This window comes from Nitrospirota bacterium (assembly GCA_004296885.1).
Taxonomy (GTDB): domain Bacteria; phylum Nitrospirota; class Nitrospiria; order Nitrospirales; family Nitrospiraceae; genus SYGV01.
Map to the genome: position 1 here is coordinate 216,120 of SCVN01000007.1, position 20,016 is coordinate 236,135.

22 protein-coding genes are annotated in these 20,016 nt (G+C 64.6%); 15 read left to right on the forward strand and 7 right to left on the reverse strand.

Annotated features, from left to right (window positions below; all coding sequences use genetic code 11):
- Window positions 1–102 precede the first annotated feature (102 nt).
- Both EPO61_04505 and EPO61_04510 read left to right on the forward strand, forming a co-directional pair.
- On the forward strand, window positions 103–1,314 hold the full coding sequence (locus EPO61_04505; protein ID TAJ09978.1) for an anhydro-N-acetylmuramic acid kinase: 1,212 nt from the start codon (window positions 103–105) through the stop codon (window positions 1,312–1,314).
- A 42-nt stretch (window positions 1,315–1,356) separates the two neighbouring features.
- Complete coding sequence (locus tag EPO61_04510; GenBank protein TAJ09979.1) at window positions 1,357–1,863, forward strand: DUF2726 domain-containing protein; 507 nt, start codon at window positions 1,357–1,359, stop codon at window positions 1,861–1,863.
- Window positions 1,864–1,871: 8 nt separating this feature from the next.
- Here the strand turns inward: EPO61_04510 and EPO61_04515 are convergent, their stop codons facing one another.
- From EPO61_04515 to EPO61_04535, 5 genes are all read right to left on the reverse strand, one after another.
- On the reverse strand, window positions 1,872–2,906 hold the full coding sequence (locus EPO61_04515; protein ID TAJ09980.1) for a trypsin-like serine protease: 1,035 nt from the start codon (window positions 2,904–2,906) through the stop codon (window positions 1,872–1,874).
- A gap of 35 nt (window positions 2,907–2,941) precedes the next feature.
- Window positions 2,942–5,179, reverse strand: coding sequence for a cyclic nucleotide-binding domain-containing protein (locus EPO61_04520; protein ID TAJ09981.1), 2,238 nt, complete (start codon window positions 5,177–5,179; stop codon window positions 2,942–2,944).
- A gap of 172 nt (window positions 5,180–5,351) precedes the next feature.
- Window positions 5,352–5,786 carry a DUF5069 domain-containing protein gene (locus tag EPO61_04525; protein TAJ09982.1) on the reverse strand — a complete coding sequence of 145 codons (435 nt, stop codon included), beginning with the start codon at window positions 5,784–5,786 and terminating at the stop codon, window positions 5,352–5,354.
- Window positions 5,787–6,332 carry a DUF3365 domain-containing protein gene (locus EPO61_04530; GenBank protein TAJ09983.1) on the reverse strand — a complete coding sequence of 182 codons (546 nt, stop codon included), beginning with the start codon at window positions 6,330–6,332 and terminating at the stop codon, window positions 5,787–5,789.
- Window positions 6,333–6,348: 16 nt separating this feature from the next.
- Entirely contained in the window at window positions 6,349–6,900 is a 552-nt protein-coding gene (locus EPO61_04535; GenBank protein TAJ09984.1) for a DUF3365 domain-containing protein, read from the reverse strand.
- Window positions 6,901–7,060: 160 nt separating this feature from the next.
- On the opposite strand from EPO61_04535, the gene EPO61_04540 reads away from it, so the two are divergent.
- Window positions 7,061–7,378, forward strand: a complete 318-nt coding sequence (locus EPO61_04540; protein ID TAJ09985.1) for a hypothetical protein — start codon at window positions 7,061–7,063, stop codon at window positions 7,376–7,378.
- A gap of 19 nt (window positions 7,379–7,397) precedes the next feature.
- Here EPO61_04540 and EPO61_04545 read toward each other — a convergent pair whose 3' ends face one another.
- Entirely contained in the window at window positions 7,398–8,123 is a 726-nt protein-coding gene (locus tag EPO61_04545) for an SDR family oxidoreductase (protein ID TAJ09986.1), read from the reverse strand.
- A gap of 106 nt (window positions 8,124–8,229) precedes the next feature.
- Between EPO61_04545 and EPO61_04550 the strand changes: the two genes are divergently transcribed.
- From EPO61_04550 to EPO61_04585, 8 genes are all read left to right on the forward strand, one after another.
- Window positions 8,230–8,433: a hypothetical protein gene (locus EPO61_04550; protein ID TAJ09987.1), complete on the forward strand. Its 204-nt coding sequence runs from the start codon at window positions 8,230–8,232 to the stop codon at window positions 8,431–8,433.
- Window positions 8,434–8,438: 5 nt separating this feature from the next.
- On the forward strand, window positions 8,439–8,711 hold the full coding sequence (locus EPO61_04555) for a type II toxin-antitoxin system mRNA interferase toxin, RelE/StbE family (GenBank protein ID TAJ09988.1): 273 nt from the start codon (window positions 8,439–8,441) through the stop codon (window positions 8,709–8,711).
- Window positions 8,712–8,762: 51 nt separating this feature from the next.
- Window positions 8,763–9,107 carry an FKBP-type peptidyl-prolyl cis-trans isomerase gene (locus EPO61_04560; protein ID TAJ09989.1) on the forward strand — a complete coding sequence of 115 codons (345 nt, stop codon included), beginning with the start codon at window positions 8,763–8,765 and terminating at the stop codon, window positions 9,105–9,107.
- A gap of 14 nt (window positions 9,108–9,121) precedes the next feature.
- A complete protein-coding gene (locus tag EPO61_04565; protein ID TAJ09990.1) occupies window positions 9,122–10,291 on the forward strand; it encodes a class I SAM-dependent RNA methyltransferase in 1,170 nt (389 codons plus the stop codon).
- A gap of 1 nt (window position 10,292) precedes the next feature.
- On the forward strand, window positions 10,293–12,170 hold the full coding sequence (locus tag EPO61_04570) for a hypothetical protein (protein TAJ09991.1): 1,878 nt from the start codon (window positions 10,293–10,295) through the stop codon (window positions 12,168–12,170).
- A 135-nt stretch (window positions 12,171–12,305) separates the two neighbouring features.
- A complete protein-coding gene (locus tag EPO61_04575) occupies window positions 12,306–12,947 on the forward strand; it encodes a class II aldolase/adducin family protein (GenBank protein TAJ09992.1) in 642 nt (213 codons plus the stop codon).
- A 506-nt stretch (window positions 12,948–13,453) separates the two neighbouring features.
- A complete protein-coding gene (gene msrB, locus EPO61_04580) occupies window positions 13,454–13,954 on the forward strand; it encodes a peptide-methionine (R)-S-oxide reductase (GenBank protein TAJ09993.1) in 501 nt (166 codons plus the stop codon).
- A 160-nt stretch (window positions 13,955–14,114) separates the two neighbouring features.
- The gene (locus tag EPO61_04585) at window positions 14,115–15,311 is read left to right on the forward strand and encodes a class A beta-lactamase-related serine hydrolase (protein TAJ09994.1); all 1,197 of its coding nucleotides are present in this window, start codon (window positions 14,115–14,117) and stop codon (window positions 15,309–15,311) included.
- On the opposite strand, the gene EPO61_04590 is transcribed toward EPO61_04585, so the two are convergent.
- Window positions 15,308–15,835, reverse strand: a complete 528-nt coding sequence (locus tag EPO61_04590) for a DUF4112 domain-containing protein (GenBank protein ID TAJ09995.1) — start codon at window positions 15,833–15,835, stop codon at window positions 15,308–15,310. The genes EPO61_04585 and EPO61_04590 overlap by 4 nt on opposite strands.
- Window positions 15,836–15,997: 162 nt before the next feature.
- Here EPO61_04590 and EPO61_04595 point away from each other — a divergent pair, with 162 nt between their 5' ends.
- The 4 genes from EPO61_04595 (at window position 15,998) to EPO61_04610 (ending at window position 19,998) form a co-directional block, all read left to right on the forward strand.
- Window positions 15,998–17,236: a hypothetical protein gene (locus tag EPO61_04595; GenBank protein ID TAJ09996.1), complete on the forward strand. Its 1,239-nt coding sequence runs from the start codon at window positions 15,998–16,000 to the stop codon at window positions 17,234–17,236.
- Window positions 17,237–17,273: 37 nt separating this feature from the next.
- A complete protein-coding gene (locus EPO61_04600; protein ID TAJ09997.1) occupies window positions 17,274–18,122 on the forward strand; it encodes a D-alanyl-D-alanine carboxypeptidase in 849 nt (282 codons plus the stop codon).
- Complete coding sequence (locus EPO61_04605; protein ID TAJ09998.1) at window positions 17,975–19,525, forward strand: tetratricopeptide repeat protein; 1,551 nt, start codon at window positions 17,975–17,977, stop codon at window positions 19,523–19,525. Before EPO61_04600 ends, EPO61_04605 begins: the two co-directional genes overlap by 148 nt.
- A 92-nt stretch (window positions 19,526–19,617) precedes the next feature.
- The gene (locus EPO61_04610; protein TAJ09999.1) at window positions 19,618–19,998 is read left to right on the forward strand and encodes a hypothetical protein; all 381 of its coding nucleotides are present in this window, start codon (window positions 19,618–19,620) and stop codon (window positions 19,996–19,998) included.
- Window positions 19,999–20,016: the final 18 nt, after the last annotated feature.

Here is a 20,016-nt window from a genome sequence, read left to right on the forward strand (position 1 = left end):
GACCGTAGCATCGCCCCCCACGGAAAGTCAAACCGCGCCGCGGCCTTCGCTTGACCCCTCCGGTCACTTCGGTTAGCCTGCGCGGATGCGCTTGGCCCACGGATGGTTCCAATTGAGTGCCGCATGAAGGTCGTCGGCCTCATGTCCGGCACATCCGGCGACGGAGTGGACGCCGCGTTGGTGGACATCCGCGGCGCCGGGCTCGCCCTCAGAGTGACCGCGCTGGCGTTTGCCCCCACGCCCTATCCGGCGGACTTGCAGCGGCGGGTGTTGCATCTCTGCTCCGGCGGATCCGTCGCCGAGGCCTGCCATCTGAACGCCGTCTTGGGCGAATGGTTCGCCAGAGCGGCGCTCCGCGTGATCAAGAAAGCCGGACTGAACCCCGCCGAGGTTGAGCTCATCGGGTCCCACGGGCAGACCATCCAGCATCTGCCGCAAGGCATCCGCGAACGGGGGCTGGGCCCCATCCGCTCGACGCTGCAAATCGCCGAACCGGCGGTGATCGCCGAACGGACCGGCATCGCGACGGTGGCTGATTTTCGCCCCCGCGACATCGCGGCCGGAGGACAGGGAGCCCCGCTGACCCCCTATGTCCACTATCTCTTGTTCAGACATGCCACGCGGTCACGTCTTGTCGTCAACCTGGGCGGCATCGGCAACGTCACCCATTTGCCGGCCGGCGGTTCCCTGTCCACAGTGCGGGCCTTCGATACAGGCCCGGGCAACATGGTGCTGGACGGGCTGGTCCAGCGGCTGACCAACGGCCGACAGACCATGGACCGAGGCGGGCGGCGCGCGGCCCAAGGCACCGTGGATGCCGGACTGCTGGCCGAGTTACTGGCCCACCCCTTTCTGAAACAGCCGCCGCCCAAGTCCACGGGGCGGGAAACGTTCGGGGAGCCCTTCGTCGCGCGGCTGCTCGCCACCATGCGCAAGCGCCGCCTCACGGCCAACGATGTCCTGGCGACTTGTTCGTTGTTCACCGCCGTGACCGTAAGTAGTGCCAGGCGCTGGCTGGGGCCGAGCCTTGACGAAGTGATCGTCGCCGGCGGCGGCGCGCGCAACCGGACGTTGCTGGGGGACCTGGCGGCCGTGTTCGAACCGATTCCGGTGCGCACCCTGGAAGAGATCGGCTGGGACAGCAAAGCCTTCGAGGCCGTCGCCTTCGCCGTCCTGGCCTATCAGACGCTGCACGGGAAATGCGCCAACGTCCCGGCCGTCACCGGCGCGACGCATCCCGTGCTCCTGGGCACGATCGTGCCGGGCACGCGGGGCCCGCGCTCCTTGTTCCGCAGAACCGGCGGGAAAAGCTGAGGCCTTGTGGACGCTCCCCTGATTCTGAATGTGGCCGGAGGGATGCTGCTTCTGGGACTGGTCCTGCTGCTCCGGACCAGGATCAGCCGCCGGCAGGCGGACAGGGGAGACGGCCAACCGAAAGACATCACCTCGCCCATTCCGCCCGGGCTCACCCTCACCCCGCAACCGCTGCTCTCGGAGGCTGAAGCCGCCTTCTACAACCTCTTACGGCTGGCCGTGCAGGACCAGTTTCTCGTCTTTGCCCAGGTGCCGGTCTGGTGCCTGGTTGACATTCATACGCAAGACCGCCAGGCGCGTGGCGCCTTCCTGAGTCAGGTGGCGCTCAAACGCGTGGACTTCGCCCTAGTGCATCCGGGGAGTCTGTCGGTCGTCAAGGTCATCGAGCTGCGTGACGCAGCCCCGCCTTCGCCGCAACGGCAGACGCGGGATCGGCTGCTGAATGCCGTCTGCGAACACGCCGGCATCGAATTGATCAGGCTGGACGGCCGGGAGACCTACACGGTGCCCGGGCTGGCCGCTCGCCTGGGGCTTGAGCCGGAGGAGTAGGCGACCGCTTAGGGGACTTTTCTCGTCAATTCTTTTTTCTCTCCCTCCCGCAGCACCGTGACTTTCGTGACGTCGCCCGACTTCAGATTCGCCAGGCGGTCCCGGATCACCGTAGTGCTGGAGCCGTCGCCCACGATCGGAACCCCCTGCACCTCCAGCACAATGTCGCCGCCGACGAGGATGGACTGCCCCTCGATCACCGCCTGCATCGAACCGGGACGCAACCCGATTTCCGCGGCGGGCGACCGGGCCGCAATCCGCTGGACCAGGAGCCCGGCCGGCTGCGGGAGGTTGAACACCTTCGCGAGGTCGCCGGAGAGCAGGAAGCCCTCGACCCCGCTCCAATAAGGATTCTTCTCCAGCAAGACGCGCCGCGCCACCGACGAGGTCACGACGAACCCCAGCCCCTCGAAGCCGCCCGACTTGGAGATGATGTGGCTGACGATGCCGATGACCTCGCCCGCCATGTTGAACATGGGCCCGCCAGAGTTGCCCTGATTGATCGCGGCATCGGTCTGAAAAAACTCCGCCTGGGCCAGGCCGCCATACATAGTTTTGGGTTTGTGCCGGGCGCTGATATGGCCCACCGTCAGCGTATGCCCCAGCCCCAACGGCGCGCCCACGACGAAGACCTGGTCGCCGACTTGAGCCTCGTCGGAGTTCCCGAGCCTGGCCACCTCGGTGTGCGGCGGGACCCGCTCCAACTGGAGGAGGGCCACGTCGGCGGAGGGTTCGGAGGTCACGACCTTGGCTTTGACCACCTCGCCGGTTTGGAAATGCGCCGTAACCTCGTCGGCCGTCTGGACCAGATGGGCCGCCGTCATGACCTTGCCGTCCGCGGAGATCAGCACCCCCGAGCCCATCCCCGCGAGGGTGGTGGGTTTCTGCTCGGGCCCGCCCACGGTCTCCTTGCGATTGGTCTGGATCACGATGACCGCGCCGTCCACTGCCTTGAACATCTGGCGGAGCGTGTCGGCGTCGGCGTTCCCCCAGGGCCAGCCGACCAGGACCACTGCACACAACAGGATGGCACGCGCGTTCATGGACACCTCCAGCTCGGCGTTGGCGGGCGGGCCGGCTACGTCGGACGGTTCCGCTTCCAGTTCTCGAGGGTTTCCCTTGCGGAATGATAGCCGATGTCCACGATCCGGTCGATCGATTTCCAGTCGAAGATGCTGATCCCTTCGGTCGGGACGTGGAGATAGAGATCCGCCTGTCGTTTGATCGTCTCGATCTTCGACAAGGTGTTCAGCATCGTCGCCCGGGTCAGAATATTGAAGATGTTGGGCACCGACACGCGCTTCGCCAAGGGATTCAACCGGCGCCAAAACAGCTGCCAGCCCGAGAAGAACGTATGGGCGCCGACGTTGGTCGTCAAGTCGGTCCTCGCGCAGACGTCCACCGCGATCACGGCCCCCTGGGCTAACTCGCCCATCACGTCGGCCGGCAGGTTATTGAGGATGCCGCCGTCGATCAGCAGGTCTCCGTTCGGCAGGACCACGGGCGGAATCGCGCCGGGCACCGCCACGCTGGCCCTGGTCCACAACCACAAGGGCCCGGCCTGGTGGACCATCATCGCGGCACGCGTGAGATTCGCCGACACGCAAAAGTATTTGATCCAGAGATCTTCAATCTGCCGGGAGCCAAACATCATCTTGAGCATCTTGGTGAGTTTGCGGCCGGTGATCATCGCCATGATCGGCAGGGTTTTGTCCCGGTGCGGCGCCAGCCCGACGAACCCCTTGCGGTTCAACTCGACGATCTCTTCGACGGAGCGCCCCATGGCGTATTGTCCGGCGATGATCGCCCCCATGCTCGTGCCGCCGATGAGATCGATGGGCAACCCGCAGTCCTTGATCGCCCGGATGACGCCGATGTGGGCGAACCCCCGCGCGCCCCCGCCGCTCAGCACCAAGCTCACCGAGTGCCCGGTCAGGATCCTGGCCAACCGCTCGTAGTCCGCTTGCCGGTCGGCCCGCACGTGATGATGGGCGGACACCTGGCAGGCTTTGAGCCATTGACCGGTGCCCTCCGGTGCCTTCGCGTCATCCGGATGCAGGAGGACCAGTTCTTTCCTGGCGCCGGCCCCGCCGGCTTCCCCCGACCGCATCAGCATCTCGATCACGCCGGGCGATGAGTAGGCGCCCGCCGTATGGACGAGGAGAATCAGGTCGGCTTGTCGCAGGCAGCGCTTGGTCCAGGGGGAGGGAGTCGAGTCGCACTCCAGGAGCAGATATCGGTACTGCGTTTCCTGGTCGTTCAGCCAATCCACGATCCGGTTGTTGCTTAGACTGTTCAGCGGCACCTGGGCCGTGCCCTTCCCCAGGTGCCGGTCCAGCCGGCTGCCGTCCAAATGCAACACCGAGCCGCCGCAGGTCCCCAACGCCGAGACCAGGCGTTCGGCGAAACGGGCATGCGGGACGGCCTGGTGGCCGGGCACCACCGCAATGGTAGCGATCGGCGTCGTCTTCGTCCGCGACGCATCCGATTGCTGCAGACGCCGGGCCAGCGTGCGTGACAGTTCGACGGCGGCCTGCGGATGGGCTTGCAACAAGCGGTCGAACGCCGCTTTGGGGAGACGGATCAACTCCGAGTCGCGTACCGCGCGCACCGTCGCCGAACGGGGGGCCTCCGTCAACAGCGCCATCTCCCCGACGCAAGTCCCCCGCCCAATGGGTCGCACCATCGGATCACCCCCGCCCTCCTCCTGGATGATGGCCTCGAGCCGGCCGCTCACGACGGTGTAGAGGCAATCGGCGGGATCCCCTTGCCGAAACAGGGTGTCGCCCCCGGACAGACGCAGCCACGCGGATTCCTGAATGACCTGATCGAGGGCCGATTGGTCGAGTCCGCGGAACAGATCCATCAAGGCAAGAGACTGGCCGGACTGCCGGCTGCTCGCCAAGCGCTCCAACTGTTGTTTGATGTCCGGATGCTGGGCCAGAAACCGATCGAGCCCCGCCTTGGTGAGACGCATCAGTTCCGACGGCTGGATGGCACGGACGGTCGCCGACCGGGGCTGGTTTGCGAGGAGGGCGATTTCTCCGAGGCAGCCGCCGACGGCAATCTGCCCCAACACCTGTTCGGTGTCGTCGGCCCGTTCGAAAACCACCTGCAGGCACCCGTCCGCCACGAGATACAGACTGTCGGCGGGATCGCCCCGGCGGAAGAGCACCTCGCCGGCGGACAGCCGGACAGGCTCCATCTCGTCCCCCAGCTTCCTCAGCGTGGGCTGATCCAACCCATGAAACAGCTCCACGGAGGCCAGTAAGGCGCTGGTGTCGGGATGCGGGCAAGGAGGTTCCGGACGCTGCATCGGGGTCCTTCTGCTCACGCGCGATCGGTGCGACGGACTCGCGAGAACCGGCCACCGGGCCGGGCCAAGACAGCCGAGCTTACTGACTTATGCGTGAGGGGTCAACGGGGAATGGGGGAGCGCCGGCACGGAAGTCTCGCGGCGCGGTTCGGAACCGGGCACAAGCCGGTGGTCACAAGCGCCCTTCGTCCAACTCGATGGCCTCCACCCAGGTAGTGACCGAAGGAAGCGATTCGACCGGCACCTTCCGTTTGGCCGCGATCTCGGCAAGCCGGACCTGAAACCTGTGTTGTGCCGCCTCGTCCTTGGGCGCGGCTTTCAGGAGGCCCTGGTTCCACAGCCGGATATCCGCCTCCGTCAGCGGCTTGCCCTCACGGCGCACCCAGGCCAGCAGCTCATCGTCCGTGCCGCCGGCCTGCACTCGCCGTTCGAAAGCGTCGCCCGTCAGGCCGAGCAGATCCAGCAGGTACTTGTCGAAGCCCGCCGTGAGATAGTTGTAGTCCTGAATCAAGCCGGCATGGCGCAGGCGCACTTTGTCGATCATGCGCCCGAGATGCATGATGCCGCCGAGCATCGCCTTGGGACTGCGGGGATAGGTGTCGGCCATCTAATTCGCCTGCCGGCTCAGCCGAACCACGATGGCGCCCATCACATCGCCCTTTTTGAAATTGCGCCAGCGGCTTTCCGGGTGGCCGTTGTGGCAGTCGGCGCAGGACTGGGAGACGGCGAAGTCGGCCGCCATGGCCTTGAACTGTTTCCCGTCAGAAAAGGTGACGATCTTCTTGCTGGGATCGGCCATGAGGCTTTTCAAGGCTTCCGTCTCGGCGTCGGTCTTGGGCAGGTTGCTCTTGTAGATGGGGGTCAGACCGATGATGCCGATCTCGAACGTGTCCAGGTCGGACCCGGCGGTTTTCACAAACTGGGCGGGCAGCGGGATCGCATGGGCGTTCTTGACCCAGTCTTCCTTGGGCGCGATACCGACGTCCTTCGTATGTTCGACGACGTGCAGCACGTAAGCGGAGCGGAAGGCGCGGACCGTTTCGAGCACATAGCGGGCCACCAGATCGTAGGTTTCCGCCTGCGCCACGGATCCCCACAGGACCAAGCCGACCACTCCCGCCCCCATCGCCATACCCAAGGCTCGCTTGTTCATGATCCCTGCGCTTTCCTCATTTCTCGTGTTTGTTCAAACGGACGATGACGGCCCCCATGATGTCCCCCTTCTTGTAGTTTCTCCAGGGACTGTCCGGGTGGACGTTGTGGCAGTCCACGCAGGACTGCACCACCGCGATATCGGCCGCCATAGCCTTGAATTGCCTGCCGTCGACAAAGGAAACGACCTTCTGGCTGCGATCCGATGTCAACCGCTGGAGCGCATCGCTCTCGGCCTGGGTGCGGGGGAGATTACTCTTGTACACCGGGGTCAAGCCGATCAGCCCGATCTCGAAAGATTCCAGATCGGCGCCGGCCGCCTTCACGAACTGGGCGGGGAGGGGAATGGCATGGGCATCCTTGATCCAGTCTTCTTTCGGAACAATGCCCCCTTCGCGGACATGCTCCACCACGTTCAACACGTAGGCCGTGCGGAACGCCCGGACCGTCTCCAGCACGTACCGGGCGACCAGATCATAATTGTCCTCGGCCCGGCCCGGAGAGACGGCCAGCAGGATCGCGGCAACAGCCAGGGCCGCTCCCATCTTGATCCGTGTCCAGCATGACATGACCGCCTCCCTTCGCCCCCGTCTATTCCCGTCCCGCACGCAATGCGCCCGACGATGATACTGGAATCACCCAGACCATACAAGGGTCGCAACGAGCTGCGGAACATGGTACAAAAGGGCGCGGAAGGAACGGGCGGAGACGTTCAGCAGGAGGACGACGATGAATCGTAAGGAGTTTGCGGCCGTGCTGGCCGTGGCCCTCGTGGGCGGGTTCCTGGGCGGCCTGTGTGCGGACCGGCTTCTGAACGTGGAGCCGGCGTTGGCTCAGCAGCGGATGAAGGTGGTCAACTCGGAAGAATTCCTGTTGGTGGACAAGTTCGGCAGGACGAGAGCCGGTCTCGGCTTGGATGCCAACGGAGAAGTCGGGTTGGTGTTGCTGGGCAAAGACGGGAACCGGAGCCTGCACCTCACACCCGACGAACCGCAAGCGCTGAAGGTGAAAGACAAGGCGGGGAAAATCCTCTGGGCCGCGCCCTAGTCCGCGGCTTGGGCGCCGGCTACCAATCGGCGCCCAACCGGTCCACGACCACGTGGTGCACGACCGCATGCGGCCCCAGCGTCGCCAGATACACGGCGGTTTCCGCAATGTCGAACGGACTGATCTGCTCGCTGCGCCGGATCTCTTCCGGCGACGCATCCACGAGCGCATCGGCGACTCCGCCCGGGCAAATGGCGCTGACTTTGATCTTGTAGCGACGCCCCTCATCCGCCAACGATTTGCTCAGCGCCATGATGGCATGTTTCGAGGCGCTGTAGGCGCCGGTGCCGGCCCAGGCTTGCAGCCCGCAGACGCTGGACATGTTCAGGATCGTCCCACCCTCCGGCTGCTGCATCATCCGACGGAACCCGGCCCGGCAGCAGAAAAAAGTGCCCCGCAGATTCGTGCCGATCACTTCGTTGAACGCTTCCGTGCTCGTCTCGACGATCCGGTCGCCGCCCCCGATCCCGGCGTTGTTCACCAGAATGTCCAGCCGGCCGTACTGTGTGACCGTGTCGGCGATCAGCCGCTCCACTTGCGCCTCGTCGGCCACGTCCGCGGGCAGGGCCAGGGCCTGCCCGCCCCGCTGCGTAATCTGCCGCACAACCTGCGCGCAGAGATCGCGCCGGCGGGCCGTCACGACGACCTTGGCCCCCTCGGCAGCGAAGGTCAGGGCGATGGCCTTACCGATCCCACTGCTGCTGCCCGTCACGACCGCCACCTTGCCGTCCAAACGTCCGCTCATACATCCGGCTCCTTCGTGAGATGCACGGGCTTCATCCCCGGTTGACTCGACCGCATCGGACAGCGTACACAGAAGACCATTGTAATCCAGCCGGAGACCTTGCACCATGAACTTGTCGGACCTAACCCCCGAGCAACTGCGCGAGCTGGTCTCGGGCATCGTGGACGACCGGCTGCGCGACTTGCTGGGCGACCCGGACTTGGGCCTGACCCTGGGGGAAGCGGCGAGGATCAGGCTCAAGGGATCCCTCGCCTCGACGACACGTCTCACGGGCGAGGACGTGGCCGAAAAACTCGGACTACGCTGGTAACAAAAATGGCTTGGTTTCAGATTGCCTATGGCCCAAACGTGGTGGCCGATTTGAAACAGATCGAGCCGGGCACGGCGCAGCGCCTGCTGGACAAGACCAAGTGGCTGGCCTCCAATGTGGACAATCTCCGCCACGAGCCCCTGGCGCCGGATTTACCCGACCTGTCGAAGTATGCGGTGGGCGACTGGCGCATCCTCTACTCGATCGACAAGGACGAACGGCTCCTGGCCGTGCACTCGATCGCCCATCGCCGGGACTTGTACGGAGCCGTCCGCTGAGAGCCCCGGTGCATCTCCACCATACCGCATTGCATAAAAAAGGAGTCATTCATGGCTGAAATCACGACGCCATCCGGACTGCAGTACGAAGACACACGGGAAGGGACCGGACCCGCCGCCCAATCGGGCCAGACGGTGTCCGTCCACTATACGGGGTGGCTGACCGACGGCAAGAAGTTCGATTCCAGCAAAGACCGCAACCAACCCTTCGAGTTTCCCTTGGGGGCGGGCCGCGTGATCAAGGGCTGGGACGAAGGCGTCCAGGGTATGAAGGTGGGCGGCAGCCGCAAACTCACCATCCCGGCCAATTTGGGCTACGGGGCGCGGGGGGCCGGAGGCGTCATCCCGCCGAACGCCACGCTGGTCTTTGAAGTGGACCTGTTGAAGATCCTCTAGCCCCTTGCCAGCCCGTGGATCGCGGCACCCAGACATTCTTTGCCCCCTGCCCGCGCGGGCTGGAAGATTTATTGTGCGCCGAACTGGCCAAACTCGGCGCGCAGGATATTGCCGGCACGCAAGGCGGCGTGAGCTTCGCCGGCCCGTTCGATCTCTGCTACCGCGTCAACCTCGACAGCCGCCTGGCCAGCCGCATCCTCTGGCGGATCGCCCAGGGTTCCTACGCGCACGAGCAGGACCTTTACCAGGCCGCCCTTCGCCTGCCCTGGCCCGACTGGTTTCCCTCCTCCTGCACGATCAAAGCCAAAGTCAGCGCCAAGCGGTGCCCGCTCAAGAGCCTCGACTTCGTCACGTTGCGGATCAAGGACGCGGTTTGCGACACGTTCAAATCCCTCACCGCAAGCCGCCCCACCGTCGAAACCAGCAGGCCCGATATCCGGATCGACGCCTTCCTGGATGAAACCCGGTTCACGTTCTATCTGGACACGTCGGGGGAAGCTCTCTTCAAACGAGGCTGGCGCAAGGCCGGAACCGAAGCCCCGCTGCGCGAAAATCTTGCCGCCGGAATCCTCCAGCTGGCCGGCTGGACCGGCGACCAGGTCCTGCTGGACCCGATGTGCGGCGGGGGGACGATTCTGCAAGAAGCGGTCATGCTGGCCAAGCGCATCAGCCCCGGACTGGGCCGCCGCTTTGCCTTCGAGAAGCTGCGCAACTTCGAGCCGCAACGTTGGCGGATGCTGTGCGACGCGAGCCGCGGGCAACAAACCAGCGACGCTCAGCCGGCCATCTTCGGGAGCGACCGGGACGCGACGGCGTTGCGCGCGGCCCGGGCCAATCTGGACGCAATCGGTCAGGCAGACGCCGTGCGGCTGACACAGGCCGATGTGTTGGACCTCACGGCACCGGCCACGGAAGGCCTGTTGATCACCAACCCGCCCTATGGGGTCCGCCTCGGTGACGACGCCATGCTGGCGGCGTTCTACCCGAAGCTGGGCGACCTGCTCAAACAGTATTTTCCAGGCTGGCGCGCCTATATTTTGACCGCCGACCTTCGCTTGCCGAAGCTGATCGGACTCGCTCCCTCCCGCCGCACGCCGCTGTTCAACGGCGCGCTGGAATGCCGGCTGTACGAGTTCAAGATGGTGGCTGGTTCGATGCGCCGCAATAGGTCGGAGGGGGCCTAGTGTGAACGGGCTCATCGTCACGATCGGCTTGGGCTTGTTCACCGCCTTGGTCGGATGCGCCGATCGACACCCGATCCCCTCCGATATCGGGGACAAGCCGTTGCCGGTGGCCACGCTGCTCGCGCAGGTGCGCGGAGAGGTCGAACGGTCCGCCGGCGCGCAACAGGCAGCCACGCTCAAGGCCCTGGCCGAGGCTGTGACGGCGCCCGTCCTGTTCAAACAGCCGCTCAGCCTGCGCACGCTGACGGACCCCTGGCGCGGCTTCGCGACATTGGAACAGCGCCTGGCACGCGTGGCCGGCGCCACTGCTTCGCCTCAGCCGCTGGACCCATTGTTGGTGGCGCTGGAACAGTTGTCGGAACGAGCGCCTGGGTCGAAGGCCCAGCCCGCGCCCCCGACATCAACACAGGCAGAGGACCATGTGGCCTATCTGGAAGCCCTGCTCGCCGAAGCTGCCCGGCTGCGCGCGCAAGCCCTCAGTCAGTTGACCGACGAGGAGCGGCAATTCCTGTTCGACCAGGCGGCGCGGCTCGCGGACGGCTTCGTCCCGCAATGGTCGGAACGGGACGAGGACCAACGTCGGCAGGCGCAGGCGGACCGCCGCTTCTTCGCGTTGGTCGGGGATCGACTGGACCAGGCCTCCTTGTTGGACGCCGCGCGGCTCCTCGCTAGCCTGGACGACGAAGAATGGCTGGGCAGGGTTCGCCTCGCCTTCAAAGATACGCCGGCCCTGACTCACCCGCTGCCGGGAATCACGGGGCCAGTGCTCCTGTTCAAGAACGCCCAGTCGGGATTGCTGATTATCGGAGGACCCGGTCCCAACACCTACGACCTACATGAACCGGTCGCCCTCCTGTTGGATTTGGGCGGGGACGATACCTATCGAGGCACGATAGCTGCCGCCACGGATGTCACCCACGGCGTCAGCCTCTTGCTGGACCTCGACGGCAACGACCGTTATGAAGCCTCGCCGCTCGGCCTGGCGACCGGACGGCTGGGTGTGGGACTGCTGATGGATCGCAACGGGGACGACCAATATCGCCTGGCGGCGGGAAGCGGCGGGGTTGGACTGGCGGGGATCGGCCTGCTGGAGGACAGAGAAGGGGACGACCGCTACGTCGGCTCCCGCCTGACGCAGGGAGCGGCAATCGGCGGGCTGGGCCTGCTGGTCGATCTCGCCGGCAACGATACGCACAGCAGCTTCGGCTATGCCATCGGGTTCGGCGGGCCGCTCGGCACGGGCGCCCTGATCGACGTCGCCGGCCACGACCAGTATCAGTGCGGGAATCGGTATCCCAGCCGCTATAACGAACAGGACGCGCCTCAAGCCAAGCAAGGCGACGCGCAGTTCCAATATGAGTGTTTCGGCATGGGGGCCGGAGTCGGCCAACGGTTCATGCCCAAGCTCGACCGTTCCACGACGGCCGACATCGCCGGGGGCCTGGGCCTGATCCTGGATCTGGCAGGCAACGACCGTTCCCTCAGCGCCAACTTCTCGCAGGGTGTGGGCTATGCCTTCGGGACCGGCGCGAAACTGGATCTGAGCGGCGACGACGAGCATGTGGCGGCGCGATACGGCCAGGGGGCGGCGGCCCATTTCGGCGTGGGACTATTCGTGGATGCCGGCGGCAGGGACTCCTACGGCTCCACCGGCCCCCTGTACAACGGCGCAGCGGCCTGGGACCGGAGTGTGGCCCTCTTCGTGGATGGGGGAGAGGACGACGATTGGTATGACTTTCAACAGTCCACCGGCTTGGGCATCGCCGAGCAGCAATCCTGGAGCCTCTTTCTCGACGCGGGCGGGACGAACCGGTATGCGATCCGGAGCGGCAAGGGCACAGCCGACGACGGCAGCATGAGCGTCTTCATCGGACGCTGAGCTGCCCGCTCAAGCTTTGGTTTCCTCCGACCGATATCCCTTTACACCTTGCTGTCTCCCGAGCCGGAGGCGCACACAACCGACACCAACGAACACCGAGCCCTGTGAGCGGGTGACGAAGGGAAAGAGGTCGCGATGCTGACGGCCATGGGCGACGTGATGCGGCACTGTTACGCCAAAGGCTGGATCACCACCAGGGACGGCAACATCAGCCTGTGCAAAAAGGCGGGCAAGTACCTCTACATCACCCCGACCGGATTCAGAAAAACGATCGTGCACCCGGAGCAGATCGTCAAGCTGGAAATCGTCGCGGATGCGGCGACAGCGGAGCGCCGGCCGCGCGTCCTGGAGCAGCAACGGCCTTCGGGAGAACTCTGGATGCATTGGAACATCCAGTGCCATACCCCGCGCACGAGAGCCGTGGTCCACATCCACCCGACCCACGTAGTTGCGGCCATCTATCGGGGATTCGACTTGCAGAAAATTTGCGCGGACTTCCCGGAGATTTCCCGGTACACGAAGGTCGGCCCGTCGGTCCCGCCGCTGCCGGCCCTCTCCCGCGAATTCGCCGACGCAACCGCGGACTGTCTGGGCGTGCACCAGGACGGTTCGTTGGACTATGACATCGTCGGGCAGGCCAACCACGGAGTCTGTTCCGTGGGGTCTGATCCCTGGTCGGCCTACGAGCACATCGAGCGGCTCGACCATATCTGTGAGATTGTACTGAAGAGCGGGGTGAGCCCCGGAGTCGGAATGTTCGACGCAGTCTTACGCTGACGGAAGGCGCCGGCTGTCCGGCACATCCGAACCGATCATCGGCCTATGATCTGATCAGGCCGTGACCCCACCCCGAACCACCATCCAGCTGAACAGCACCACCAGTGAGAATGTAAGCATGTTGGCTTCCCTCCTTGGCACCCTCTGGCTTCCTCGTTCCGTTCAATCGCTTGCCCCTTACTTGAGCAAGATGGGTACCATCTTGACACCAGCCCCGATTACATATCGCAAGATATTGAAATAATATAATTATTTTAGATTTAAACTGGAGCAAATGGCCTGCAAAAAATGGCCATGTGGCACAAAGTTGAGTCTTATAGGACGCCTTTGCGGTGTTTTTCACACACCCGGATGAGATGAAATGATGGAGCTGGCAAATGGGTAGGGAGGCCGGTAAGCTAGATAAAAATCGGGCTTGCGCCAGCCTTCGTAAGGAGAGAAGAGAATCGACGACTAAACGGTACGCGCCTCGCAGCACCGTTGTGCTTGTCGATAAGGAGCCCCCCATGGAACGACGAACCCTGCTCAAGACCCTGGCGGTCTTGGGAATCGGATGGCTGGTTAAGGGCATGAGTCCGAAACCGACCGAGGCAAAGGAGGCAGCAATGGGTTTTGAAGTGGTCAAGACAGACGCGGAATGGAAGGCGCTTCTGACGCCGGAGCAATATCAAGTCCTGCGCCATGAAGGGACCGAGGCGCCGTTCAAGAACCCCTACCACGACAACCATGCCAAGGGCGTCTACCACTGCGCCGGCTGCGACCTGCCGCTGTTTGCTTCCGAGCACAAATACGACAGCGGCACCGGTTGGCCCAGCTTCTGGCAACCGATCAACGACCACGCCGTCCAGACCAGGACGGACTACAAGCTGATCCTGCCCCGCACCGAGGTCCATTGCCGACGCTGCGGGGGACACTTGGGCCACGTGTTCGAGGACGGACCCAAGCCGACCGGCTTGCGTTACTGTATGAACAGCGCGGCCATGAAATTCGTACCGGCCAAGGCCTGACTGTTTTTGCAAAGACCGCTTGGGGCTTGAGGGTATCGCTGGAGGCGGACCCCGTCCTTTCCGTTGTCCTCGCACACCGACAGCAATCGGCGGACGCGATTGACAGAAGCGAAGGACCGCCGTACAACTCACCGGCAGGCCATATCTCCGGGAGGCATCCATGTCCGCCATCAAGACTCACGCTGCACGACAGATCTGGGCCACGGTGACTCTTCTGCTAACCCTAACGATCAGCGGCTGCGCATCGGGCGACGCCATCAAAGCCCCCAAGCCGCCCGCCACGTTCAGCCCGCAGCAGGAAGCGCAACTGCTGAAAACCGTCCTGGACGCCTTGGAGAAAGGCGGCATTCCCGGCGCCGTCATCGGGATCTGGGCGCCGGACCAAGGCACCTGGGTCGAGGCCTTCGGCCAGGCCAGTCTCGCCGGGCACCAATCCATGGCCGTGGACCACAAGTTCCGTATCGGCAGCATCACCAAAACCGCCACCGCCACGATCGTTCTGCAACTGGCCGGCGACGGGGTGATCGATCTCGATCAGGACATCGAGAAGTACGACAAGAAATACGACCTCAAGATTCCCAACGCCAAAGAGATCACGATCCGCCAGTTGCTGAACCACACCAGCGGCCTCTTCAGCTACACCGACGATCCGGCGCTGGAAGCGGTCAGTTACGCCAACCTGCTCCTCTATTGGACGCCGCAGGAATTGATCAAGTACGCCGTCTCCCACCGGGACACCGCACAGCCCGGCAAGGAACACCATTACTCCAACACCGGCTATGCCCTGCTCGGCCTGATCATCGAGGAGGAAACCAAGCACCGGCTCGACGAAGAGATGGACCGTCGGATTATTCAGAAGCTCGGGCTCAAGCACACGTCGTTCCCCATGCTGCCCAATACGACCGAGCCGCATGCGAACGGCTACATCGCCAATGCCGATCTCCTGCGCCTGTCCTTCAACCTGCGGGGAAACAAGACGGCCGAGCTGGTGGACGTGACCGCCTTCAACCCCTCCTGGGCCTGGGCCGCCGGCGCCATGGTCTCGGACGTCAACGACCTGAAGGTCTATGCCAAAGCCCTGGGGACCGGCTCGTTGGTGGGGAAGAAGATGCAGGCGGAGCAACTGAAAATGATACCCGTGGTGCCAGGGTCGGACGTGAAATACGGGTTGGGTCTCGCGGAGTACAAGGGATGGCTGGGGCACCGAGGCGAAGTGCCGGGCTACGACATCAGCATGTATTACTCGCCGGAACTCGACGCCACCTTCGTGGTATGCCTGAACCGGACCCCCAACAGCGTCCAATCCGATGCGCTGCTCTTTAGTCTGGCGAAAATCGTGTACCCGAAGAAATTTTAGAGCGTCAGGGACAGGCGCATTAAATCCCACAGACGCATCACCAGCCAGAGGACGGCCAGGATCGCACCGACCAGCAGAACCAGGGTGCCGGTCAGGAGGCTGATGACGAACGTCCAGTCCACGATGTTGGCGGTACGAGGGACCACGCTGGCTCGCCGGAGTAGTGCCGCATTGCGCCGGTTGCTCTGAAACCAGACCGAGAAAGCATCGCCCATCCCGGGAACCGCCCCGACAACCCCGTTCAACAGCAGGTTCAGGCACATGCGGGCCAGCGTCACCCTCGGCACGCGCAACCGCACGGCCATCACCAGGATCGCCGCGCCGATTAGGCTGGCCAGCGCATCCCCAATGCCGGGGATCAGCCCGATCAACGGATCGAGACCAAGGTAGAGGTTTGTCCCAGGAATCCGGACCGCTGAATCCAACAGCCTCGCCAGAAGGTCCGCCGCCTCCCGGATCGCCTCGGCCTCCGCATCGGCGGACCGTCCGTCCCGCAAAGACTCCTGCCGTTGATCGCCGGACATCCACGCCTCCCGGACGAGGGATTATCGCGCAAGGCCCGGCCCAAGACCATGAGATTCGCGTCGGCGGAACGGCCCCTCCGGGATCTCAATTGACAGGCCTACCGGCCGGGACTATGCTGCCGCGCATACGTAGCCCCATCCCCCGTCACCCGGGAGACTGCCATGACGCTCACCCGCTTCACTTGTCTTGTCCTGATCGGAAGCTGGTTCATCTCCGGCGCAGCCGGGCCGGCGCCGGCGCAAACCGGCCGCTCCTATACCGCGCAGCCCAGGTCCGGCGGCGCGGCCGCGCCGCAGATGCTCATCTTCAACTGGATCGGGCAAGACGCGGACTTCGTCGGCGAGTGGGGGAACGGGAGGCCGGACGGCCGCAAGGACGGCCATTTCCAACTGTCGCTCAACGCCGGCACCGGCGCCGAGGTCACATCCATTGCTGTGTACAGCACCGACGCAGGCGGCAATCCGGTCGGCGGCCAGGTCTGGCACAGCGCCACCACCAATCACTGGATGCTGGGCGTCTTTCAGAACGGCCGGCAGATGAACCCGAGTCACGTGCCGACGCTGGGCACCTTCACGGGGCCGGTCACGCTCGACCTCTACGGCAACGACTCCGGCTGGTTCAAGTCTGGCAACTGGTTTCTCGTAGAAGTGACTCTGGGGACCGGGACGAAGATCAAGAAAACCGTGCAGCTGGGAGCCGCGGCGCCGACCGGACGCTCATACACAGCCCAACCCAGAACCGGTTCCACCGCCGCGATCACCTGGGCGGATACGCCCAAAGAACTGCGCGGTAGGAACGGACAGCAATTCACTTACGTCTGCCCGCCCAACGGCACGCCGGCCCGCGTCTGGGGCACGGATATCTACACCGACGATTCGTCCATCTGCGCGGCCGCAGTCCACGCTGGCCGGATCACCTCCATCGCCGGCGGCACGGTCACGATCGAGATTCGACCGGGCCAGAGCAGCTACATGGGGACTGGCCGCAACGAAGTCTTGAGCGAGGGCTACGGGGCCTGGCACGGCAGCTTTGCCTTGGCCGGAGCCACTCCCGCGACGGGAAGCCCGCCGCCCCCTCCGTCCTCCGCAGCGACCCCGGCGACCTGGACGACCCAGGCGAACCAATGGCGCGGCCAGAACGGGCGGCGCGAAATGCTGACCTGTCCTCCCGGCGGACCCACAGCGGGACGTCTCTGGGGCGCCGATCTTTACACCGATGATTCCTCGATCTGCCTGGCGGCGGTCCATGCGGGAGCCCTCACCGCGGCGGCCGGCGGCACGGTCACGATCGAGATCCGGCCCGGCCTGTCCAGCTATACCGGCAGCGTCCGCAACGGCGTCACGAGCCAGGCCTACGGGGCTTGGAGCGGCAGCTTTGCCGTGGTCGGCGCGACGCCGTGAATGACCGGGGGATCACGAAACCGTGCTCGCCCTTACCATGCATCCGGTAAGACAACAGCTCTGGCCCTGGCTGAGCGGAGCCCTGCTCGCGACGGGGCTTTGCCTGACGCCGGCATGGGCGGCCCCGACCGATCCCTTTCCGCAAGCGGCAGCCGCATACCTGCTCCTCGTCCAGGGAGAGCCACAGTGGGCAAGACATGCGGACATCCCCCTGCCGCCGGCCAGCCTGACCAAGATCATGACTGCGTTGCTCGCCGTGGAGAGCCATAAGCTCGAGGAGACGGCGACCGTCGGCGCCGCGGCGGCAGGGGAAACCGGCTCTCGCATCGGCCTCAAGCCCGGCGATCAGTTGAAGGCCGGCGACCTGCTGGCCGCCACGCTCCTGATGTCGGCCAACGACGCCTGCCACGCCCTGGCCGACCACGTCGCCGGCAGCGAGGCACAGTTCATCAGCCTGATGAACCGGCGCGCGGCAACGCTGGGATTGCGGCATACGCATTTCACTAACGCCTGTGGGCACGACCAGCCGGGACACGTCTCAACGGCCCGCGAGCTGGCAACGCTGGCGCAAGCGGCGATGGACGATCCGGCCTTCGCTTCCCTGGCCGGCGTCGTGCGCACGACGATCGCGACGACGGACGGAGCGCGCCGGTTCCAGCTGGACAACAAGAACGAATTGATCGGCCGCTATCCCGGCGCCGTCGGCGTCAAGAGCGGATTCACTGCCAAGGCGGGAAAATGCATCGCGGCGGCGGTGAACCGGGACGGCCGCCGCGTGCTGCTCGTCCTGCTCAACGCGCCGGACCGTTGGTGGACCGCCGTGTCCATGTTGGACCATGCCTTCGGTTCCACCCAGGTCTCCCGGGCCGGAACCCCCGCGCCATGATCGGCGAACGACTGCGCGGCAACAAGGCCCACCCGTTCATCCTGCTCGGCGCCGTGGGCCTTGCCTACCTCAACGCCTTTGCCGGCGCCTTCCAGTTCGACGACTACAACGTCATCGTGGAGGCCCAAGCTGTCCAGAGCTGGGCCTCCTGGTGGCACGACCTGTCCCAGAGCATCCGCCCCCTGTTGAAAGCCAGCTACACGCTCAATTGGACATCGGGCGCCGGGCTGTTCGGCTTTCATCTCGTCAACCTGCTCGTGCATGCGGGCAACGTGCTGCTGGTCTATACCCTGTCCCGCAGAATCCTCGCGAACACGGAGGCTGTGCGCGCCGACCTGGTCGCCGGCGCCTCTCTCCTGACTTCGCTCCTCTTTGCATTGCACCCGGTCCAGACGGAGGCCGTCACCTATGTCAGCGGCCGATCGGCCTCGCTCATGACGCTCTTCTACCTGGCCAGTCTGTTGACCTACGTCCGAGGATGCGAGGGGCAACAGTCCTGGCGGATGGCCTCCCTGTCGCCGTTCTTCTTCCTCTGCGCGCTGGCCGTCAAGGAAACCGCCGTGACTCTTCCGGCGGCGCTACTCCTATGGGAACTGACCGTCAGGACGGACCGGGCCTCCTGGGGAACCATCCTCCGGCGGCAGGCGGCTCACTGGCTGCTGTTGATCGCGGCGCTCGGCCTCCTGCTGCTGCATCCTCGATACGAATGGCTGCTGGGCGTCAGCCTTGGGGCTCGGAGCCTAGGCGACAACCTGCTCACGCAGATTCACGGCATCGCCTATCTCCTATCCCAGGTCCTCTGGCCGAACCAGCTCAACATCGATCCGGACTTGCCCGTCATCACGAGCTGGACTTCCGGCCTGACGGCCGAAGCGATTGGACTGGCCCTGCTTGCGGCGTTGGGGCTTGTGAATCTCCCCCGGCGGCCATGGCTAGCCTTCGGCATCTTGTGGTTCATGCTGCAGTTGCTCCCGACCAATTCGGTCCTGCCCCGGCTCGATGTCGCCAACGACCGGCAACTGTATCTCGCTGGTTGGGGGCTCTTCCTGGGCGGGGTGGTGGCCTTGGTGAAACTGCTCGCCCGAGGACTCGCTTCGGTTGGGGAAGGATATGGCAGCTACTTCATCCGTCGCGTTGGGCTGACGGCTGCCGCGCTGCTCCTGCCGCTCCTCCTCGGTTGGATGACGATCGAACGGAACGCCGACTATCGGACGGAGATCGCGCTCTGGGAACAGACGGTGAGCCTCTCTCCAAACAAGCCCCGCGCCTGGAATAACCTGGGCTATGCCTACTTCCTCGCCGGACGCCAGACCGAGGCCAGGGAGGCCTATCAGACCGCCCTGCGCCTGGACCCGAGATTCGCACTGGCCGACAACAACCTGGCTCTGTTGACCTTGCAGTAGATGCAAGAGGGGGTAGACTCTTGCGGAATGAAGGGGGAGCATGGAAGTTTTGTGGCTGTACTCCGCTCGGGTAAAAACCGTGGGAGGTGTCCATGCTGAGTCTGATCGTCCTGGCCGCAAGCCTGTACGTCTGTCCGGGCGGAGTCTATGCGGACCATCCTGAACCGGGCTGCAAACCATTCACGGAATCCCAGCAGCATGGCTTCAGCACCAAGGAAGACTTCCCCGCCTCTCCTGCGGCGCCGGTCGAATCACGGCCCAGCCGGCCCCAACCCTCCGTCGCGGCGCCCTCTCCACAGCCGGTGGGCAAAGAACCGTCAGCCGCTGCCTCCGAGCTATGCGACAATTATCGCGAGTGGGTGGCCCTCAGCTTGAAACAGAGCGGGGGCGGATTGACCCCGCAAGAAGTGAATCGGTGGAACGCCTTGCGGGGAGTCTTCGGCACCAGCAGCGCCCCGCCCGTGAAGTGCTGATCCAGTCCTAGCCAGACC

Excerpts from the sequence above, each read along its gene's own strand:
- EPO61_04505 (TAJ09978.1), top strand. The coding sequence starts at position 103 with ATGGTTCCAATTGAGTGCCGCATGAAGGTCGTCGGCCTCATGTCCGGC.
- EPO61_04510 (TAJ09979.1), top strand. The coding sequence starts at position 1,357 with ATGCTGCTTCTGGGACTGGTCCTGCTGCTCCGGACCAGGATCAGCCGC.
- EPO61_04515 (TAJ09980.1), bottom strand. The coding sequence starts at position 2,906 with ATGAACGCGCGTGCCATCCTGTTGTGTGCAGTGGTCCTGGTCGGCTGG.
- EPO61_04520 (TAJ09981.1), bottom strand. The coding sequence starts at position 5,179 with ATGCAGCGTCCGGAACCTCCTTGCCCGCATCCCGACACCAGCGCCTTA.
- EPO61_04525 (TAJ09982.1), bottom strand. The coding sequence starts at position 5,786 with ATGGCCGACACCTATCCCCGCAGTCCCAAGGCGATGCTCGGCGGCATC.
- EPO61_04530 (TAJ09983.1), bottom strand. The coding sequence starts at position 6,332 with ATGAACAAGCGAGCCTTGGGTATGGCGATGGGGGCGGGAGTGGTCGGC.
- EPO61_04535 (TAJ09984.1), bottom strand. The coding sequence starts at position 6,900 with ATGTCATGCTGGACACGGATCAAGATGGGAGCGGCCCTGGCTGTTGCC.
- EPO61_04540 (TAJ09985.1), top strand. The coding sequence starts at position 7,061 with ATGAATCGTAAGGAGTTTGCGGCCGTGCTGGCCGTGGCCCTCGTGGGC.
- EPO61_04545 (TAJ09986.1), bottom strand. The coding sequence starts at position 8,123 with ATGAGCGGACGTTTGGACGGCAAGGTGGCGGTCGTGACGGGCAGCAGC.
- EPO61_04550 (TAJ09987.1), top strand. The coding sequence starts at position 8,230 with ATGAACTTGTCGGACCTAACCCCCGAGCAACTGCGCGAGCTGGTCTCG.
- EPO61_04555 (TAJ09988.1), top strand. The coding sequence starts at position 8,439 with ATGGCTTGGTTTCAGATTGCCTATGGCCCAAACGTGGTGGCCGATTTG.
- EPO61_04560 (TAJ09989.1), top strand. The coding sequence starts at position 8,763 with ATGGCTGAAATCACGACGCCATCCGGACTGCAGTACGAAGACACACGG.
- EPO61_04575 (TAJ09992.1), top strand. The coding sequence starts at position 12,306 with ATGCTGACGGCCATGGGCGACGTGATGCGGCACTGTTACGCCAAAGGC.
- msrB (TAJ09993.1), top strand. The coding sequence starts at position 13,454 with ATGGAACGACGAACCCTGCTCAAGACCCTGGCGGTCTTGGGAATCGGA.
- EPO61_04585 (TAJ09994.1), top strand. The coding sequence starts at position 14,115 with ATGTCCGCCATCAAGACTCACGCTGCACGACAGATCTGGGCCACGGTG.
- EPO61_04590 (TAJ09995.1), bottom strand. The coding sequence starts at position 15,835 with ATGTCCGGCGATCAACGGCAGGAGTCTTTGCGGGACGGACGGTCCGCC.
- EPO61_04595 (TAJ09996.1), top strand. The coding sequence starts at position 15,998 with ATGACGCTCACCCGCTTCACTTGTCTTGTCCTGATCGGAAGCTGGTTC.
- EPO61_04600 (TAJ09997.1), top strand. The coding sequence starts at position 17,274 with ATGCATCCGGTAAGACAACAGCTCTGGCCCTGGCTGAGCGGAGCCCTG.
- EPO61_04605 (TAJ09998.1), top strand. The coding sequence starts at position 17,975 with ATGCATCGCGGCGGCGGTGAACCGGGACGGCCGCCGCGTGCTGCTCGT.
- EPO61_04610 (TAJ09999.1), top strand. The coding sequence starts at position 19,618 with ATGCTGAGTCTGATCGTCCTGGCCGCAAGCCTGTACGTCTGTCCGGGC.